Raw genomic sequence first — 13403 nt, 5'->3', positions numbered from 1 at the left:
CGAGTGGGCGTTAGCTCACCAGAGGTAACTTAGGAAACTCGATTGAAGTTGTGAAGATGCTAGTGAGTTTCCTGGGAATTCCCTGCATCCGGAGCCGGGGCGGGGGTGATCGGAGTGGCCGGCTCGTCCGTCCGGCCATAACCCGCGGTGATGAAGCGCAGGCCGGCCAGCAGGATCACCGCGATCGGCACCGCGATCAGGAAGCGCACCAGCATCTCGGTGATGTCGATCTCGTCGAGGACATAGCGGTACACCGCTGGTGCGCTCATCAGGAGCGCGAACAGCAGGACCGACCAGCGGATCATCGCGCGGATCGCACCTGCCGGCGCGGGGCGGCGATCTGCGGCGTGACGTCCGCCGCGATGCGTGCACAGAGCATCGCGGCCCAGGCGTGCGGGGTGGCCGGCTTGCCGTCCAGCGAAAAGATCGGCAGATCCAGGCCGAGCACGGTGGCCGGGTCCGCGGTGAGGTCCACGCTGTGCACGACCAGAGCCTCGACCTCGCCGAGGGTACGCAGGTGACGGGCCGTGTCCGCGGTCTTGCGGGTGGCGTCGACGACCGCCCAGACCGCGGTGGCGCCGATCGCGTCGCACATGTCGTTGACCCAGATCGGATCGGTGTCGCCGACCCGCGCGTCCATCACCACCACCCAGGCGCCGGTGGAGTTCTGCATCTTCTCGGCCCGGGTGCTCGCCTCCTTCGGCGTGTGCAGCACCCGTGACGAGTGCAGCCCGGTGCCGGCCGCCGAGCCGCCGGCGAGCAGCAGGTGGGTGGGGTCGAGCCCGGCCTGCTGGATCAGGTGCTTGGCGATCGGCACCGCGTGCCCGAGGTCGCCGGCCAGCACCAGGATCTCACCGGCCGCGTCCGGCACCGCGGGAGAGGCCGGGCGGGACGCCAGCGCGGTGAGCACCCCGGCATAGGTGTCGCCGCCGGTGATGTCCGCGGCCATCGCCTCCGGCATGCCGACCGACACCAGGTTGGCCACCACCGGGTCGGCGTGCACCGGGGTGGTGGCGAATCCGGGCACCAGCGCGGTCCCCGGCGTCGGCGCCGCCGAGTCGGCCGGCTCGGACCTGTGCGGCTCGGACCTGTGCAGCTCGGACCTGTGCGGCTCGGACCTGGGCGGCTCGGATCTGGGCGGCTCGGGCTTGAGCGGTGGCAGGGTCAGGCCGTAGGCCTCCGCCGCCGAGCGCGCCGGAGTCGGCGGCGGAGTGGGCGCGCTCGCCGCCTCGGTCACCCCGAGTCCGCCCATCAACTCCGCAAGACTGGGTACGGGTGGCAGCGGCCGCAGCGTCCCCGAGTTGACCGCCGAGCCGGTGGCCGTGGCGGGGCGGAACGGCCGTACCGTCGGGGTGCCGGGCCGGTCCTCACCGGCCTTGGACCGCGGCGCGGGCCGGTGTGGCACCGAGGTCGCGATGTGGTTGGCCGCGTCCAGCCCGGCCATCAGCTCGGCGAAGGCGGTCGCGTTGTCCGACAGGTCGTGCCGGGTCGCCGCCTCGGCGTCCTCGATGCCCGCCTCCCGCCCGGTCTGCTGCTCGGCCTGCTGCTCGGCGGGCGCACTGAAAGCCGGAGCCGTGGTCGGCGTCGGCGCGGGCGCCTTCTTCGGAGACGGCGGCCGCTTGAAGACCTCGTCGGCGTCCGGCTTGATCCGGTCGTTCGACTCGGCGCGTTCCAGCAGTTGTTCGAGCGTGTGCGCCGGCTCCTCGCGGGACGGCGCGGGCGGCGGAACGGTCGGGGCTTTGCGCTGCGGCATGGTCGTCCTGTCGTCGGTCGTGTCCGGCACCTCCACGGAGAGCTCGTAGTGCTGCTTCGCGAAGAAGCCGCCGAAGCCACCGTGACGGACCTTGTCGGCCGAGATGATCCGCACGCCCGAGCCGTACTCCTGGCGTACCTGCGCCAGCAGCGGCTCGATGGCCGGACCCTCAAGCAGCACCCGCGTAGGCACCGTTCACCACCCCCATGGTCTCGATCTGTGCGGTGGAACCGGAAATCTCCGTGTAGGAGAGGACTTGGATCCGGCGTGCGCCGGCCTTCAGCAGCCGCATCAGCGGCAGCCGCAGTTGTGGAGAGCAGGCCAGCACCGGAGTGACGCCCTGCTGTTCGGCGGCCTCGACCAGCCGGCCGGCCTCGCTCACGATGGCCTCGGCGCGCATCCCGTCGATCGCCATGAACGCGCCGGTCTCGCTGGGGCGCAACGACTCCAGCAGGGACTGCTCGAGCATCGGGTCGAGGGTGATCACGGTGAGCCGGCCGTGTTGCGCGTACTGCGCGGCGATCGCCGGGCCGAGCGCGGACCGGGCCGCCTCGATCAGGCCGTCGTGGTCCATCGACGTCTTGGCCCGCAGCGACAGCGACTCGAAGATGCGCACCAGGTCGCGGATGGGCACGCCCTCGTCGAGCATGCCCTGCAGCACCTTCTGGATCTGGCCGAGGCTGAGCTGGGACGGGGTGAGCTCCTCGACCACCACCGGGTGCGTGCGCTTGACCATCTCGGTCAGCTGGCGCACGTCCTCGCGGCCGAGCAGGCGGCTGGCGTTGGTGCGGACGATCTCGGCCAGGTGCGTGATGATCACCGACGCCCGGTCCACCACGGTCGCCCCGGACAGCTCGGCCTGGTAGTGCAGCTCGGCCGGGACCCACTTGCCGGCCAGGCCGAAGACCGGTTCGACACCGGCTCGGCCGGGCAGGGCCTGCAGACCGTCGCCGATCGCCAGCACCGTGCCGGGTGGCGCCTGGCCGGTGCCCGCGTCGACCCCGGAGATCCGGATCGCATAGGAGGAGAGCGGCAGATCAAGATCGTCACGGGTACGCACCGGCGGCATCACCAGGCCCAGTTCCATGGCCATCTTGCGGCGCAGCGCGCGTACCCGATCGAGCAGGTCTCCGCCGTTGGTGTCCACCAGGTCGACCAGGTCGGGCGAGAGCGCCAGCTCGAGCGGGTCCACCCGCATCTCGCCGAGGAGTTGCTCGGGCGAGTCCGGCGATGGTCGCTCGGCCTCCTCGATCGGCGCTTCGGTGACCGGCTCGGGGTCCTTGATCCGTTGCGCGATCACCAGGGTGATCACGCCGATGATCAGGAAGGGCACCTTGGGCAGGCCGGGGATCACGCACAGGCCGAGGGCGGCGCCGCCGGCGATGCGCATCGCCAGCTTGTTCTGGCTGAGCTGGGCGGTCACGCTCGAGCCCATGTCGCCGCTGGTCGCCGACCGGGTGGTGATCAGACCGGTGGACACCGACAGCAGCAGCGCCGGGATCTGCGAGACCAGGCCGTCGCCGACGGTCAGCAGGCTGTAGTGGTTCATCGCGTCGGTCGGTGACATGCCCTCCTGCAGCATGCCGACCGCGAAGCCGCCGACCAGGTTGATGACGGTGATGATGATGGCCGCGATGGCGTCGCCCTTGACGAACTTCGAGCCGCCGTCCATGGCGCCGTAGAAGTCCGCCTCGGCGGCCACGTCGGCGCGGCGGATCTTGGCCTGGGTCTCGTCGATCAGGCCCGCGTTCAGGTCGGCGTCGATGGCCATCTGCTTGCCCGGCATGGCGTCGAGGGTGAACCGGGCGCCCACCTCGGCGACCCGCTCGGCGCCCTTGGTGACCACCACCATCTGCACGATGATCAGGATCAGGAAGATCACCAGGCCGATCACCAGCGAGCCGCCGACCACGAAGTCGCCGAACGCGTGGATCACCTTGCCGGCGTCGCCGTCGCGCAGCACCAGGCGGGTCGCGCTGATGTTCAGCGCCAACCGGAAGAGCGTCATCACCAGCAGCAGCGCCGGGAAGACCGAGAAGTCGAGGGGACGCTGCACGAACATCGAGACCATCAGGATCAGCAGAGCGCCGGTGATGTTCATGGCGATCAGCAGATCGAGGAGGAAGGTCGGCAACGGCACGACCATCATCACGATGATGCCGATGACCCCGAAGGGCACGGCGAGCTTGCCGAGGTTCCGTTTTTCCACAGCCTCCTCCCCTCACGAAGATGGTCTCGCGAAAGCGGGCGTGATGTGCGGAAATTTCGCTTATGCCGGTACTGGTGTGGGATTCGGGTTGCGATGCATCCCGGCTGCCGACCCCTTCTTCTTCAGGCTCATCACGAACGCCAGCACCTTGGCCACCGCGCCGTAGAAGTCCGCCGGGATCTCCATGCCCACATCCACGCCCTTCTCCAGGGCCCGGGCCAGCACCACGTCCTGCACCATCGGGATCCGGTGCTCGGCGGCCAGCTCGCGGATCTTCGCGGCGGTGGTGCCCTGGCCCTTGGCGATCACCCGGGGAGCGCCCTTCTCCGGCTCGTAGCGCAGCGCCACCGCCACGTGCGTCGGGTTGACCAGGATCACGTCGGCGGTGGGCACGTCGGCCATCTGCCGGTTTCGCGCCATCGCCATCTGCCGGGCCCGGATCTGGCCCTTGACGTGCGGATCGCCCTCGGTGTTCTTGTTCTCCTGTTTGACCTCTTCCTTGGTCATCCGGAGCTGCTTGTTGGTGCGCCGGCGCACCACGAAGTAGTCCGCCGCGGCCATCACGATGCCGGCCACCGACGCGGCCCGGATCAGCGAGATGGAGGCCGTGTTGATCACGCCGAGCAGTGAGCCGAGTTGCAGCCGGCCGGCCGTCATCAGCAGCGGCACGATGTCCTTCATCGTCATGTAGAGCACGCCGGCCAGCACACCGGTCTTGATCAGCGCCTTGAAGCCCTCCCACAGCGCCTGCGGGCCGAACATCTTCTTGAACCCGGGCAGCGGGTTCAGCCGGCTGAACTTCGGGATGAACAGCTTGCTGGCCACCCGGATGCCGCCCTGGGCGCCGGCCGCCGCGATGCCCACCGCCATCATGGTCAGGGCCAGTGGCAGCACCGCCCAGCCCGCGCTCATCATGCCGTCCTTGAGGATGCCGAGGGCGACCGCCGGATCGGGATCGGCGATCACGTCCGGGATCTTGGCCATCAGCTCCCGGGCGTGATCCATCGCCGAGCTGAGCGTGCGCGGGAGCATGATGCTGGCCGCGAGCATGCCGAACCAGGCGCCCACGTCCTGGCTGCGCCCGATCTGGCCTTCCTGCTTGGCCTTCTTGAGTTTCTGCGCTGTCGGTTGTTCGGTCTTTTCACTCACGCCCGCCCATCACCCCCGCTTGGAATCGTGACCTAAGCGGATCGCGTAAGTGGCCGAAAACCAGGGAGTAAGGGCCATCCGCGTCAGGGGGAAGCGATCATGACAGCGCCAGTCGGTGGAAACGACGCCAGCAAGGTCACGTCGCTCTACACCAACAAGACCACCACGGACGCCGGCTCGACCAAGAAGCTCGGCGACCAGGACACGTTCCTCAAGCTCCTGGTCGCTCAGCTGAAGTACCAGGACCCCAGCAACCCCGCCGACTCGACCCAGTTCCTGGCGCAGACGGCACAGTTCACCCAGGTGGAGAAGCTCGGCGAGATCGCCGACATGCTCTCCGCCCAGCAGCTGATCGGCGCGAGTTCGCTGGTCGGCCGCACGGTCACCTATCAGGACGCGGACGGCAACTCGTTCACCGGCGTCGTGACGAAGACCAAGCTCAACGGCGACAGCGAACCGACCCTGGTGGTCGGGAACATGGATGTGGAGCTGTCCAAGGTCACGGAAGTCCAGCAAACCTCCGCCACCGACACAAAGGACTCCTGATGCTCCGTTCGCTCTTCTCCGGGATCTCCGGTCTCCGCGCCCACCAGCAGATGATGGACGTCACCGGAAACAACATCGCCAACGTCAACACCACCGGTTACAAGTCCAGCCAGACCGTCTTCCAGGACACCCTGTCGCAGATGGTCAACGCGGCCGGCGCGCCGCAGAACTCGGCCGGTGGCACCAATCCGGCCCAGGTCGGCCTCGGCGTGCGCCTGGCCAGCATCACCGCCAACTTCGGCCAGGGCGCCGCGCAGACCACCGGCAAGTCCTCGGACATGATGATCCAGGGCGACGGCTTCTTCGTGGTGAAGAGCGGCGGAGAGTCGCTCTACACCCGGGCCGGCTCCTTCTCGTTCGACGCCAACGGCTCGCTGACCAACCCGAACGGCCAGATCGTGCAGGGCTGGAGCTCGGACACCGACGGCAACGTGAACACGTCGGGCGTTCCCGGCGACATCAAGCTGCCGATCGGCATCAGCCTGTCCCCGGAGATCACCGAGAACATCACGATGACCGGCAACTTCTCCAACGAGGCCGTACTGGGCACGAAGAAGGAGATTCCGCTCAAGGTGTACGACGCCGCGGGCGCCGCGAACAGCATCATCGCGACGTTCGAGAAGACCGGCGACGCCGAGTGGACGCTGAGCCTGCCGGACGGCTCGTCGCAGCCGATCACCTTTGAGAACGGCAAGGCGGTGGGCGCGGCGGACCCGGACACCGGCGAGGACAGCGGAAAGTGGGACGTCGGCGGATACACCTTCGACATCCACGACCTCACCCAGTTCAGCGGCAACACCGAGGCCCGGGTCAGCAACTCGGACGGGTCGGGGGCCGGGGTGCTGAGCTCGTACACGGTGTCGAACACCGGGCAGATCGTCGGTGTCTTCTCGAACGGCCTGAAGCAGACCCTCGGTCAGGTGGCCCTGGCGAACTTCAACAACGTGAACGGCCTGGAGAAGATCGGCGACTCGATGTTCCGCAGCACGGTCAACTCCGGCCTGGCGCAGGTCGGGTCGGCCGGCTCGGCCGGGCTGGGCCTGATCACCAGCGGCGCGCTGGAGATGTCGAACGTCGACCTCGCACAGGAGTTCACCAACCTGGTGATCGCCCAGCGTGGCTTCCAGGCCAACAGCCGCATCATCACCACCTCTGACGAGATCCTCCAGGAGCTCGTCAACCTCAAACGATGAATCGGATGCATGGCCCGGCTTAGGCCGGTGCCAAGCAGAAACACCGGCTTGGGCCGGGGTCGGGCAGAGCTGCCGGGCCCCGGCTTCTGTCTGTTCAACGAATGTCCGCGGGCCGCTACCGGAAAGCGACCATGCCGCGCTCATCGGCAACCGGGCAGACGCCGAAGGACCAATTGACGGGCCACGGAAGGCCCAACCAGCCGATGACTTGACCAAGGACGGACGTCGTGATCCTCGTAACCCGCCTGAACGGTGCAGTGTTCGCCATCAACCCGGACCTCGTCGAGCGCGCCGACTGCACGCCCGACACGGTCATCACGCTGGTCGACGGCACCAAGTACGTCATCTCCGAATCGGTTCCCGAGTTCATCGACTCGGTGCGCCACTACCGCGCCTCGCTGATCGCCCACGCGAGCCGCCTCGAAGGTGAGTCCGCCTCCGCGGTCTCCGACAACGTCGAGCAGGACGCCGTCGTGCTCCCGCTGCACCGGAAGGACCGCTGATGGATCTCGCGAGCATCATTGGCATCGTCGTTGCCGTGATCATCGTTTTCACCGTCCAGATCCTGGAGGGTGGAAGCCCGGCATCGATCATCCTGATCCCGTCGATGCTGCTGGTCTTCGGTGGCGCCTTCATGGCCGCCATGGCCGGCGGTGTCATGAAGGACGCGCTCGGCGTCGGCAAGAGCTTTCAGCGGGCGCTGCTCGCCAAGGTCACGCCGCCGAACCAGCTGGTCGACGAGGTCGTCAAGCTGGCCGAGCGGGCCCGCCGCGAGGGCCTGCTGGCGCTCGAGGACGCGGTAAAGACCGTCGAGCACCCGTTCCTGAAGCGCGGTCTGCAGCTCGCCATCGACGGCACCGACCCGGAGGAGCTGCACGACATCCTGCACGCCGAGATCGGCGCGAAGAAGAAGGCCGACAAGGCCGGCAAGAAGATGTTCGAGAACATGGGTGGCTACGCCCCGACCGTCGGCATCATCGGCACGGTCATGGGCCTGGTGCACGTGCTCGAGAACCTCGACAAGCCCGAGTCGCTCGGTCACTCCATCGCCGCGGCGTTCGTCGCGACCCTGTGGGGCGTGCTCTCCGCCAACCTGATCTTCCTGCCGATGGCCGCCCGCCTGGACCGGCTGACCGGCATCGAGGTCGACGAGATGGAACTGGTCATCGACGGCGTGCTCGCCATCCAGGCCGGCTCGAACCCGCGCCTGGTGGCGCAGAAGCTCCGTTCCCTGCTGCCGCCGGACGCCGCTGCCGCGGCCGACGCGGCTTCGACGAAGAAGGCTGCGTGATCTGAATGAGTAGCGGGGGCGCCAAGAAGAAGAAAGGCGGTCACGAGGAGCACGAGGAGCACGTCAACCACGAGCGCTGGCTCGTGTCATACGCCGACATGTTGACGCTCCTGTTCGTACTCTTCGTGGTTCTTTTCAGCATGAGCAGCGTGGACCAGAAGAAGTTCGCCGAGCTGGCGACCGGCCTCTCCGAGGGGTTCGGCGCGGAGAGCGCGGCGTTCACCGGGTCCGCGGCGCAGCTCGACGGTTCCGGCAACGCGACCCAGGTCGTGCAGATCGACGCCGGCGCCAACCCGAGCGACGGTCAGACCGGCTCGGCCACCATGTCGGAGAAGGAGAAGAAGGCCGTCGAGGCGGCGCTGAAGGCGGCGGACCGGGCCAAGGCCTCCAAGGATGCCCAGGCGGCGATCAAGGAGGCGAAGAACCTCAAGCAGATCGAGCAGAAGGTGACCGACGCGCTGGTCCAGGCGAAGCTGCGGGACCAGGTCAAGTTCACCATCAACGAGCGCGGCCTGGTGATCACCGTGGTCACCAACGAGGTGGTCTTCGACGGCAACCGAGCGAACCTGCAGGCCGGTGGGGCGAAGATCCTCGACGCGATCGCGCCGCCGCTCGCCAAGCTGCCCAACAACATCGAGGTCGACGGGCACACCAACCAGCTCAAGGCCACGACCACGTACTACCCGAGCGGCTGGGAGCTCTCCGCGGCCCGCGCCTCGACGGTGGTGCGGTTCCTGACCGGCCACGGGCTGGCGAAGGACCGGATGAGCGCGGTCGGGTTCTCCGACACCAAGCCGCTGATCAGCCCGAACGACCCGACGTCCGTGACCATGAACCGCCGCGTCGATGTGGTGGTGCTGACCCAGCTCACCGCCGAGCAGGCGGCGCTGCTGCCGACCGTGGCCGGCGACGACGCCAAGCTGCACGCCGGCGCTACGACATCCGAGGCCGCGGCCGAAGAGACCACCGGAACACCCACCACCACGCACGACTGACGACGACAGGAGGAGCTCCGATGAGCAAGGACAACAAGGAAGCGACGCCGGAAGAGGCGCCGAAGAAGTCCAAGAAGATGCTGATGATCATCGTGATCGCCCTGGTCGTCCTCGGCGGCGGCGGTGCGGGCGCATTCTTCATGCTGAAGGGCGACTCGGCCGAGGCCAAGGAGGCGGAGAAGCCGGTCAAGGGCGCCGTGGTGTCCATGGACAACGCGATCACGATCAACCTGGCCGACGCGCACTACCTCAAGCTTGGCTTCACCCTGCAGCTGACCGAGGCGGCCGGCGAGGAGGCCCCGGACATCGCCGAGGCCATCGACATCGCGATCGACCAGTACACCGGCATGAAGGTCGCCGAGCTTGAGGCCGAGAAGGGCCGCGACGCCGCGAAGACCGAGCTGCTCGAGAAGATCGAGAAGGCCTACCTGGTCGAGGGCGAGGAGGAGTCGCCCGTGATGGACATCTACTTCACCCAGTTCGTGACGCAGTAGCCGTAACCGCTCAGATGGGCAGGCCCGGGAACCCCGGGACCTGCCCATCTTGGGCATTGCGGCTCTGTGGTGGGCGAAATGGCGCGATTATGGCGATGTGACCTCGACTGCGGCGCGTCCCCCGGGCAAGATGTCACGGCGCGGCGGCGGACCTACTCCGTACGACTTCCGCCGGCCGATCAAGCTGTCCCGGGAACACGTGCGGACGCTGCAGATCTGCTTCGAGACCTATGCGCGCAGCTGCGGAAACCTGTTCACCACCCGGCTGCGCGTGGTCAGCAGCGTCACGCTCGCCGCGATCGAACAGCTGAACTACGACGAGTACGTGGGCTCGCTGACCAACCCCACCCTGATCGCGACGGTCGGCATCGACCCGCTCACCGGCACGGTGCTGATGGAACTCTCCTCCTCGGCCGCGATGACCGCGATCGACCACATGCTCGGCGGCCCGGGCGGTCCCCAGCCGGAGCGGCCGCTCACCGAGGTGGAGATGCCGCTGCTGCGCGGGCTGCTGGAGCGGATGCTGGGCGAGCTGCGGTACGGGTTCTCGACCCTGGTGGACATCTCGCCGAAGTTGCGCGACGTCGAGTACAACGCGCAGTTCCTGCGGGCGCATCAGCCCAGCGACGCGGTGGTGATCGCGTCCTTCGACATGAAGATCGGCACCGAGGAGTGCATGGCCAGCATCTGCCTGCCGTTCAACTCGATCGTGCCGGTGCTGGAGCGCCAGGAGACGATCGAGCTCACCACGGCCGAGCGGATGGCCCGCGACCACGCGCAGCGCAACCTCATCGCGGGACTTTCCGCGGCGCCGATCGACGTAGCCGTCCGATTCCAGCCCATTCGTATGCGTACGGATGACATCGTGGATATACGCCCCGGAGACGTCCTGCCGCTGGGGCATCCGACCAGCCTGCCGCTCGAGGTGACGGTCAACGAGACCGTCTTCGCGCATGCCGTGCCCGGCAACCAGGGCGCGCGACTCGCGTGCCTGGTCGTCCCCTCGCCCCCGGAGGCCAAGTCAAAGGAGGTTGGCCGTCGATGACCGCGCCGACGATCACCCAACCGCAGCTCGCGCTGGCCCGGACCGCTGCCGAGGCGGCGCTGAGCGTGCTGCCCACCAGCCGTGCGCTGATGACCGGTGAGCCCGTCGCGGCGGCCGCGGACATCCTCACCGAGGGCCAGGCGATCACCGCCCGGTTCAGCGGCGCCGCGGTCGGTGAGGTCGTGGTCGTGGTCGGGCAGGACCTGGCCGACGCGCTCAAGGAGAGCCCGCTCGGCGAGCTGGACCTGACCGCCGCCGTGCGCCCGGCATTGGAGGCCGCCGCCCGCGCCTTCGGCCCCACCGTGCTCGACCCCGGTCAGCTGATGGAGCCCGGCGTGGCGCTGAGCGCGATCGCCGCCAAGGACGACGCGGTGGCCGTGCCGCTGCTGGACGGCGGCGAGGTGCGGGCGGTCGTCGCGCTGGCGCTGAGCCCCTGGCCGGCCGACCCGAGCGGCGGGGTCGCCCAGCGCACGCCCGGCGCCGCCGCCATCCGCGGCGGCCTGGACATGCTGCACGACGTGGAGATGGAGGTCTCCGCCGAGCTGGGCCGCACCCGGATGAGCGTGCGCGAGCTGCTGTCGCTCTCCCCCGGCGCGATCGTCGAGCTGGACCGGGCCGCGGGCAGCCCGGCCGACCTGCTGGTCAACGGCCGGCTGATCGCCCGCGGCGAGGTGGTCGTGGTGGACGAGAACTTCGGCATCCGGATCACCGAGATCGTCGCGCCGGGCAGCGAACGGGAGTAACCCTTGTTCGAACTCGTCCTGCGCATCGGCTTCTCACTTCTGGTCGTCTTCGGCCTGATGTGGGGTCTGGCCAGGGTGGCCAAGCGCGGGGCGGGCGGCAGCCGTCATCTCGGCACGCTGAGCGTGCTCAACCGGCAGCAGTTGTCCCGGGGGGCGGCGGTGACCATCGTCCAGGTCGCCGACAAGGCGCTCATCCTGGGCGTCACCGACCAGCAGGTGAGCCTGCTCGGCGAGACCGAGCTCGCGGTCTTCAGCCAGGACGAGCATCTGCACGAGAAACGCAACGCGGTGCTGCTGCCGGACGGCGTGATCAACACGCGCGGCGGCCGGCTGCACGGCTCGGTGCTGTCGCCGCGCACCTGGACCTCGACGCTGGACTTCCTGCGCGATCGGACCACCCGGCGATGACGCTCTCCCGGCGTACCCTCCTGATTCTGATCGCCGCTTGCGGCGTGCTGTGCACCATCGGCCTCGCGCTGGTGCTGCTGCCCGGCATGGCACACGCCGCCCCGGCGCCGCCCACGCCACCCACCGGGCCCAGCGCGCCGGGCATCGACATCGACATCGGCGGCACCAACCCGGACGGCAGCAAGCCGGCCACCTCGCTGGTGATCGTGCTAGGCCTGACGCTGCTCTCGGTGGCGCCCGCCGCACTGCTGCTCTGCACGTGCTTCACCAAGGTCTTCATGGTCCTCGGGATCACCCGCAACGCGCTCGGGCTGACCAGCATGCCGCCCAACCAGGTGCTGGCCGGGCTGGCACTGTTCATCAGCCTGTTCATCATGGGACCGACCGTGTCGCAGGTGAACGAGCAGGGCGTGCAGCCCTACCTGGCCGGCGACAAGACCCAGTCGCAGGCGTTCGCGGACGGCGTCGAGCCGCTGCGCGAGTTCATGTGGAAGACCACCCGCGAGGACGAGGTCGCGCTGCTGGTCAAGGTGTCCGGTCAGGAGAAGCCGGCGAACAAGGACGAGGTCGAGCTGACCACGCTGATCCCGGCGTTCGTGCTGTCCGAGCTGCGGGCGGCGTTCATCATCGGCTTCGTCATCTTCATCCCGTTCCTGATCATCGACATGGTGGTCTCCGCGTCGCTGATGTCGCTGGGCATGATGATGTTGCCGCCGGTGACCGTGGCCATGCCGTTCAAGTTGTTGCTGTTCGTGCTGGTCAACGGGTGGGGGCTGATCATCACCGCGCTCGTGGCGAGCTACGGATGAACTACGACCTGCCGATCTCCGAGCTGCTCGCGATCATGCTCGGCGCGGTGCGCGCGGGCGCCTGGCTGACCATCTGTCCCCCGTTCAACTCGCGGTTGATCCCGCCCCAGGTGAAGGCGCTGCTGTCGGTCGCCATCGCGCTGCCGATGGCGCCGTTCCTGCGGGGCAGCATTCCGTCGATCGAGACCTCGGACATCATCGCCAGCGCCGCGCTGCAGGTCTTCGTCGGCGGCGCGCTGGGCTTCATCACGCTGCTGCTGTTCGCCGCGGTGCAGGCGGCCGGCGACCTGCTGGACGTGTTCGGCGGGTTCACGCTGGCGATGGCGTTCGACCCGCTGTCGCTGAGCCAGAGCTCGATCTTCGGGCGGTTCTACAACCTGATGGCGGTCACCCTGTTGTTCGCGAGCGACGGGCATCAGCTGATCCTGCGGGGCTTCATGCAGTCGTACGAGACGATGCCGCTGAACGCCAACCTGTCCATGGAGACCTTCAGCCGCCTGCTGATCTCCGGTGTCGGCGAGATGTTCCTGGCCGCCCTGCAGATCGCCGGGCCGCTGATCGCCGTGCTGTTCCTGACCGACGTGGCGTTCGGCCTGCTGAACCGGGTGGCGCCCGCGCTGAACGCGTTCCAGCTGGGTTTCCCGGCCAAGATCCTGCTGGTGCTGACGCTGGCCGGCACGGCGATCACGGTGCTGCCCCGCGCGCTGGACGGGCTGGTGCAGAAGGCGGTCTCCGCGGTCGTGCAGTTGACCGGAGGCTGAGTTTCAA

General features: G+C 68.3%; 15 protein-coding genes. 11 read left to right on the top strand and 4 right to left on the bottom strand.

The window, feature by feature from the left end:
* Positions 1-59: 59 nt before the first annotated feature.
* Genes ACZ6TI_RS07975 through ACZ6TI_RS07960 form a run of 4 tightly spaced genes read right to left on the bottom strand, consistent with a single transcriptional unit; the run spans position 60 to position 5111 of the window.
* Positions 60-305: a hypothetical protein gene (locus ACZ6TI_RS07975; protein ID WP_465344220.1), complete on the bottom strand. Its 246-nt coding sequence runs from the start codon at positions 303-305 to the stop codon at positions 60-62.
* Positions 302-1933 (bottom strand): hypothetical protein, encoded by a 1632-nt coding sequence (locus ACZ6TI_RS07970; RefSeq protein ID WP_465344219.1) that lies wholly within the window; start codon positions 1931-1933, stop codon positions 302-304. Before ACZ6TI_RS07970 ends, ACZ6TI_RS07975 begins: the two co-directional genes overlap by 4 nt.
* Positions 1923-3962: a flagellar biosynthesis protein FlhA gene (locus ACZ6TI_RS07965; RefSeq protein WP_465344218.1), complete on the bottom strand. Its 2040-nt coding sequence runs from the start codon at positions 3960-3962 to the stop codon at positions 1923-1925. The genes ACZ6TI_RS07970 and ACZ6TI_RS07965 overlap by 11 nt, the downstream gene beginning before the upstream one ends.
* 60 nt (positions 3963-4022) lie before the next feature.
* Positions 4023-5111, bottom strand: coding sequence for an EscU/YscU/HrcU family type III secretion system export apparatus switch protein (locus ACZ6TI_RS07960; protein ID WP_465344217.1), 1089 nt, complete (start codon positions 5109-5111; stop codon positions 4023-4025).
* 99 nt (positions 5112-5210) lie between these two features.
* Here ACZ6TI_RS07960 and ACZ6TI_RS07955 point away from each other — a divergent pair, with 99 nt between their 5' ends.
* The 11 genes from ACZ6TI_RS07955 (at position 5211) to ACZ6TI_RS07905 (ending at position 13396) form a co-directional block, all read left to right on the top strand.
* Positions 5211-5657, top strand: a complete 447-nt coding sequence (locus ACZ6TI_RS07955; protein WP_465344216.1) for a flagellar hook assembly protein FlgD — start codon at positions 5211-5213, stop codon at positions 5655-5657.
* On the top strand, positions 5657-6850 hold the full coding sequence (locus ACZ6TI_RS07950) for a flagellar hook protein FlgE (protein WP_465344215.1): 1194 nt from the start codon (positions 5657-5659) through the stop codon (positions 6848-6850). Before ACZ6TI_RS07955 ends, ACZ6TI_RS07950 begins: the two co-directional genes overlap by 1 nt.
* Positions 6851-7077: 227 nt before the next feature.
* Positions 7078-7353: a flagellar FlbD family protein gene (locus ACZ6TI_RS07945; RefSeq protein ID WP_465344214.1), complete on the top strand. Its 276-nt coding sequence runs from the start codon at positions 7078-7080 to the stop codon at positions 7351-7353.
* Positions 7353-8141 carry a flagellar motor protein gene (locus ACZ6TI_RS07940; RefSeq protein ID WP_465344213.1) on the top strand — a complete coding sequence of 263 codons (789 nt, stop codon included), beginning with the start codon at positions 7353-7355 and terminating at the stop codon, positions 8139-8141. Before ACZ6TI_RS07945 ends, ACZ6TI_RS07940 begins: the two co-directional genes overlap by 1 nt.
* A gap of 5 nt (positions 8142-8146) precedes the next feature.
* Complete coding sequence (locus ACZ6TI_RS07935; RefSeq protein WP_465344212.1) at positions 8147-9136, top strand: flagellar motor protein MotB; 990 nt, start codon at positions 8147-8149, stop codon at positions 9134-9136.
* Positions 9137-9156: 20 nt separating this feature from the next.
* On the top strand, positions 9157-9630 hold the full coding sequence (locus tag ACZ6TI_RS07930; protein ID WP_465344211.1) for a flagellar basal body-associated FliL family protein: 474 nt from the start codon (positions 9157-9159) through the stop codon (positions 9628-9630).
* A 97-nt stretch (positions 9631-9727) separates the two neighbouring features.
* Positions 9728-10675 carry a flagellar motor switch protein FliM gene (locus ACZ6TI_RS07925; protein WP_465344210.1) on the top strand — a complete coding sequence of 316 codons (948 nt, stop codon included), beginning with the start codon at positions 9728-9730 and terminating at the stop codon, positions 10673-10675.
* On the top strand, positions 10672-11418 hold the full coding sequence (gene fliN / locus ACZ6TI_RS07920; RefSeq protein ID WP_465344209.1) for a flagellar motor switch protein FliN: 747 nt from the start codon (positions 10672-10674) through the stop codon (positions 11416-11418). Before ACZ6TI_RS07925 ends, fliN begins: the two co-directional genes overlap by 4 nt.
* A gap of 3 nt (positions 11419-11421) precedes the next feature.
* Positions 11422-11826: a FliO/MopB family protein gene (locus ACZ6TI_RS07915; RefSeq protein ID WP_465344208.1), complete on the top strand. Its 405-nt coding sequence runs from the start codon at positions 11422-11424 to the stop codon at positions 11824-11826.
* Positions 11823-12635, top strand: coding sequence for a flagellar type III secretion system pore protein FliP (gene fliP / locus ACZ6TI_RS07910; RefSeq protein ID WP_465344207.1), 813 nt, complete (start codon positions 11823-11825; stop codon positions 12633-12635). Before ACZ6TI_RS07915 ends, fliP begins: the two co-directional genes overlap by 4 nt.
* Entirely contained in the window at positions 12632-13396 is a 765-nt protein-coding gene (locus tag ACZ6TI_RS07905; protein WP_465344206.1) for a flagellar biosynthetic protein FliR, read from the top strand. Before fliP ends, ACZ6TI_RS07905 begins: the two co-directional genes overlap by 4 nt.
* Positions 13397-13403 lie beyond the last annotated feature (7 nt).

It is taken from the genome of Actinoplanes sp. NPDC051388, assembly GCF_055586225.1.
Note: the sequence above shows the minus strand (reverse complement) of the source record. Positions and strands in the feature narration are given on the sequence as shown.

What these genes read in the sequence shown, in the direction of transcription:
- ACZ6TI_RS07950 (WP_465344215.1), top strand. Translation starts at nt 5,657, where the DNA reads ATGCTCCGTTCGCTCTTCTCCGGGATCTCCGGTCTCCGCGCCCACCAG.
- ACZ6TI_RS07955 (WP_465344216.1), top strand. Translation starts at nt 5,211, where the DNA reads ATGACAGCGCCAGTCGGTGGAAACGACGCCAGCAAGGTCACGTCGCTC.
- fliN (WP_465344209.1), top strand. Translation starts at nt 10,672, where the DNA reads ATGACCGCGCCGACGATCACCCAACCGCAGCTCGCGCTGGCCCGGACC.
- ACZ6TI_RS07975 (WP_465344220.1), bottom strand. Translation starts at nt 305, where the DNA reads ATGATCCGCTGGTCGGTCCTGCTGTTCGCGCTCCTGATGAGCGCACCA.
- ACZ6TI_RS07935 (WP_465344212.1), top strand. Translation starts at nt 8,147, where the DNA reads ATGAGTAGCGGGGGCGCCAAGAAGAAGAAAGGCGGTCACGAGGAGCAC.
- ACZ6TI_RS07905 (WP_465344206.1), top strand. Translation starts at nt 12,632, where the DNA reads ATGAACTACGACCTGCCGATCTCCGAGCTGCTCGCGATCATGCTCGGC.
- ACZ6TI_RS07940 (WP_465344213.1), top strand. Translation starts at nt 7,353, where the DNA reads ATGGATCTCGCGAGCATCATTGGCATCGTCGTTGCCGTGATCATCGTT.
- fliP (WP_465344207.1), top strand. Translation starts at nt 11,823, where the DNA reads ATGACGCTCTCCCGGCGTACCCTCCTGATTCTGATCGCCGCTTGCGGC.
- ACZ6TI_RS07930 (WP_465344211.1), top strand. Translation starts at nt 9,157, where the DNA reads ATGAGCAAGGACAACAAGGAAGCGACGCCGGAAGAGGCGCCGAAGAAG.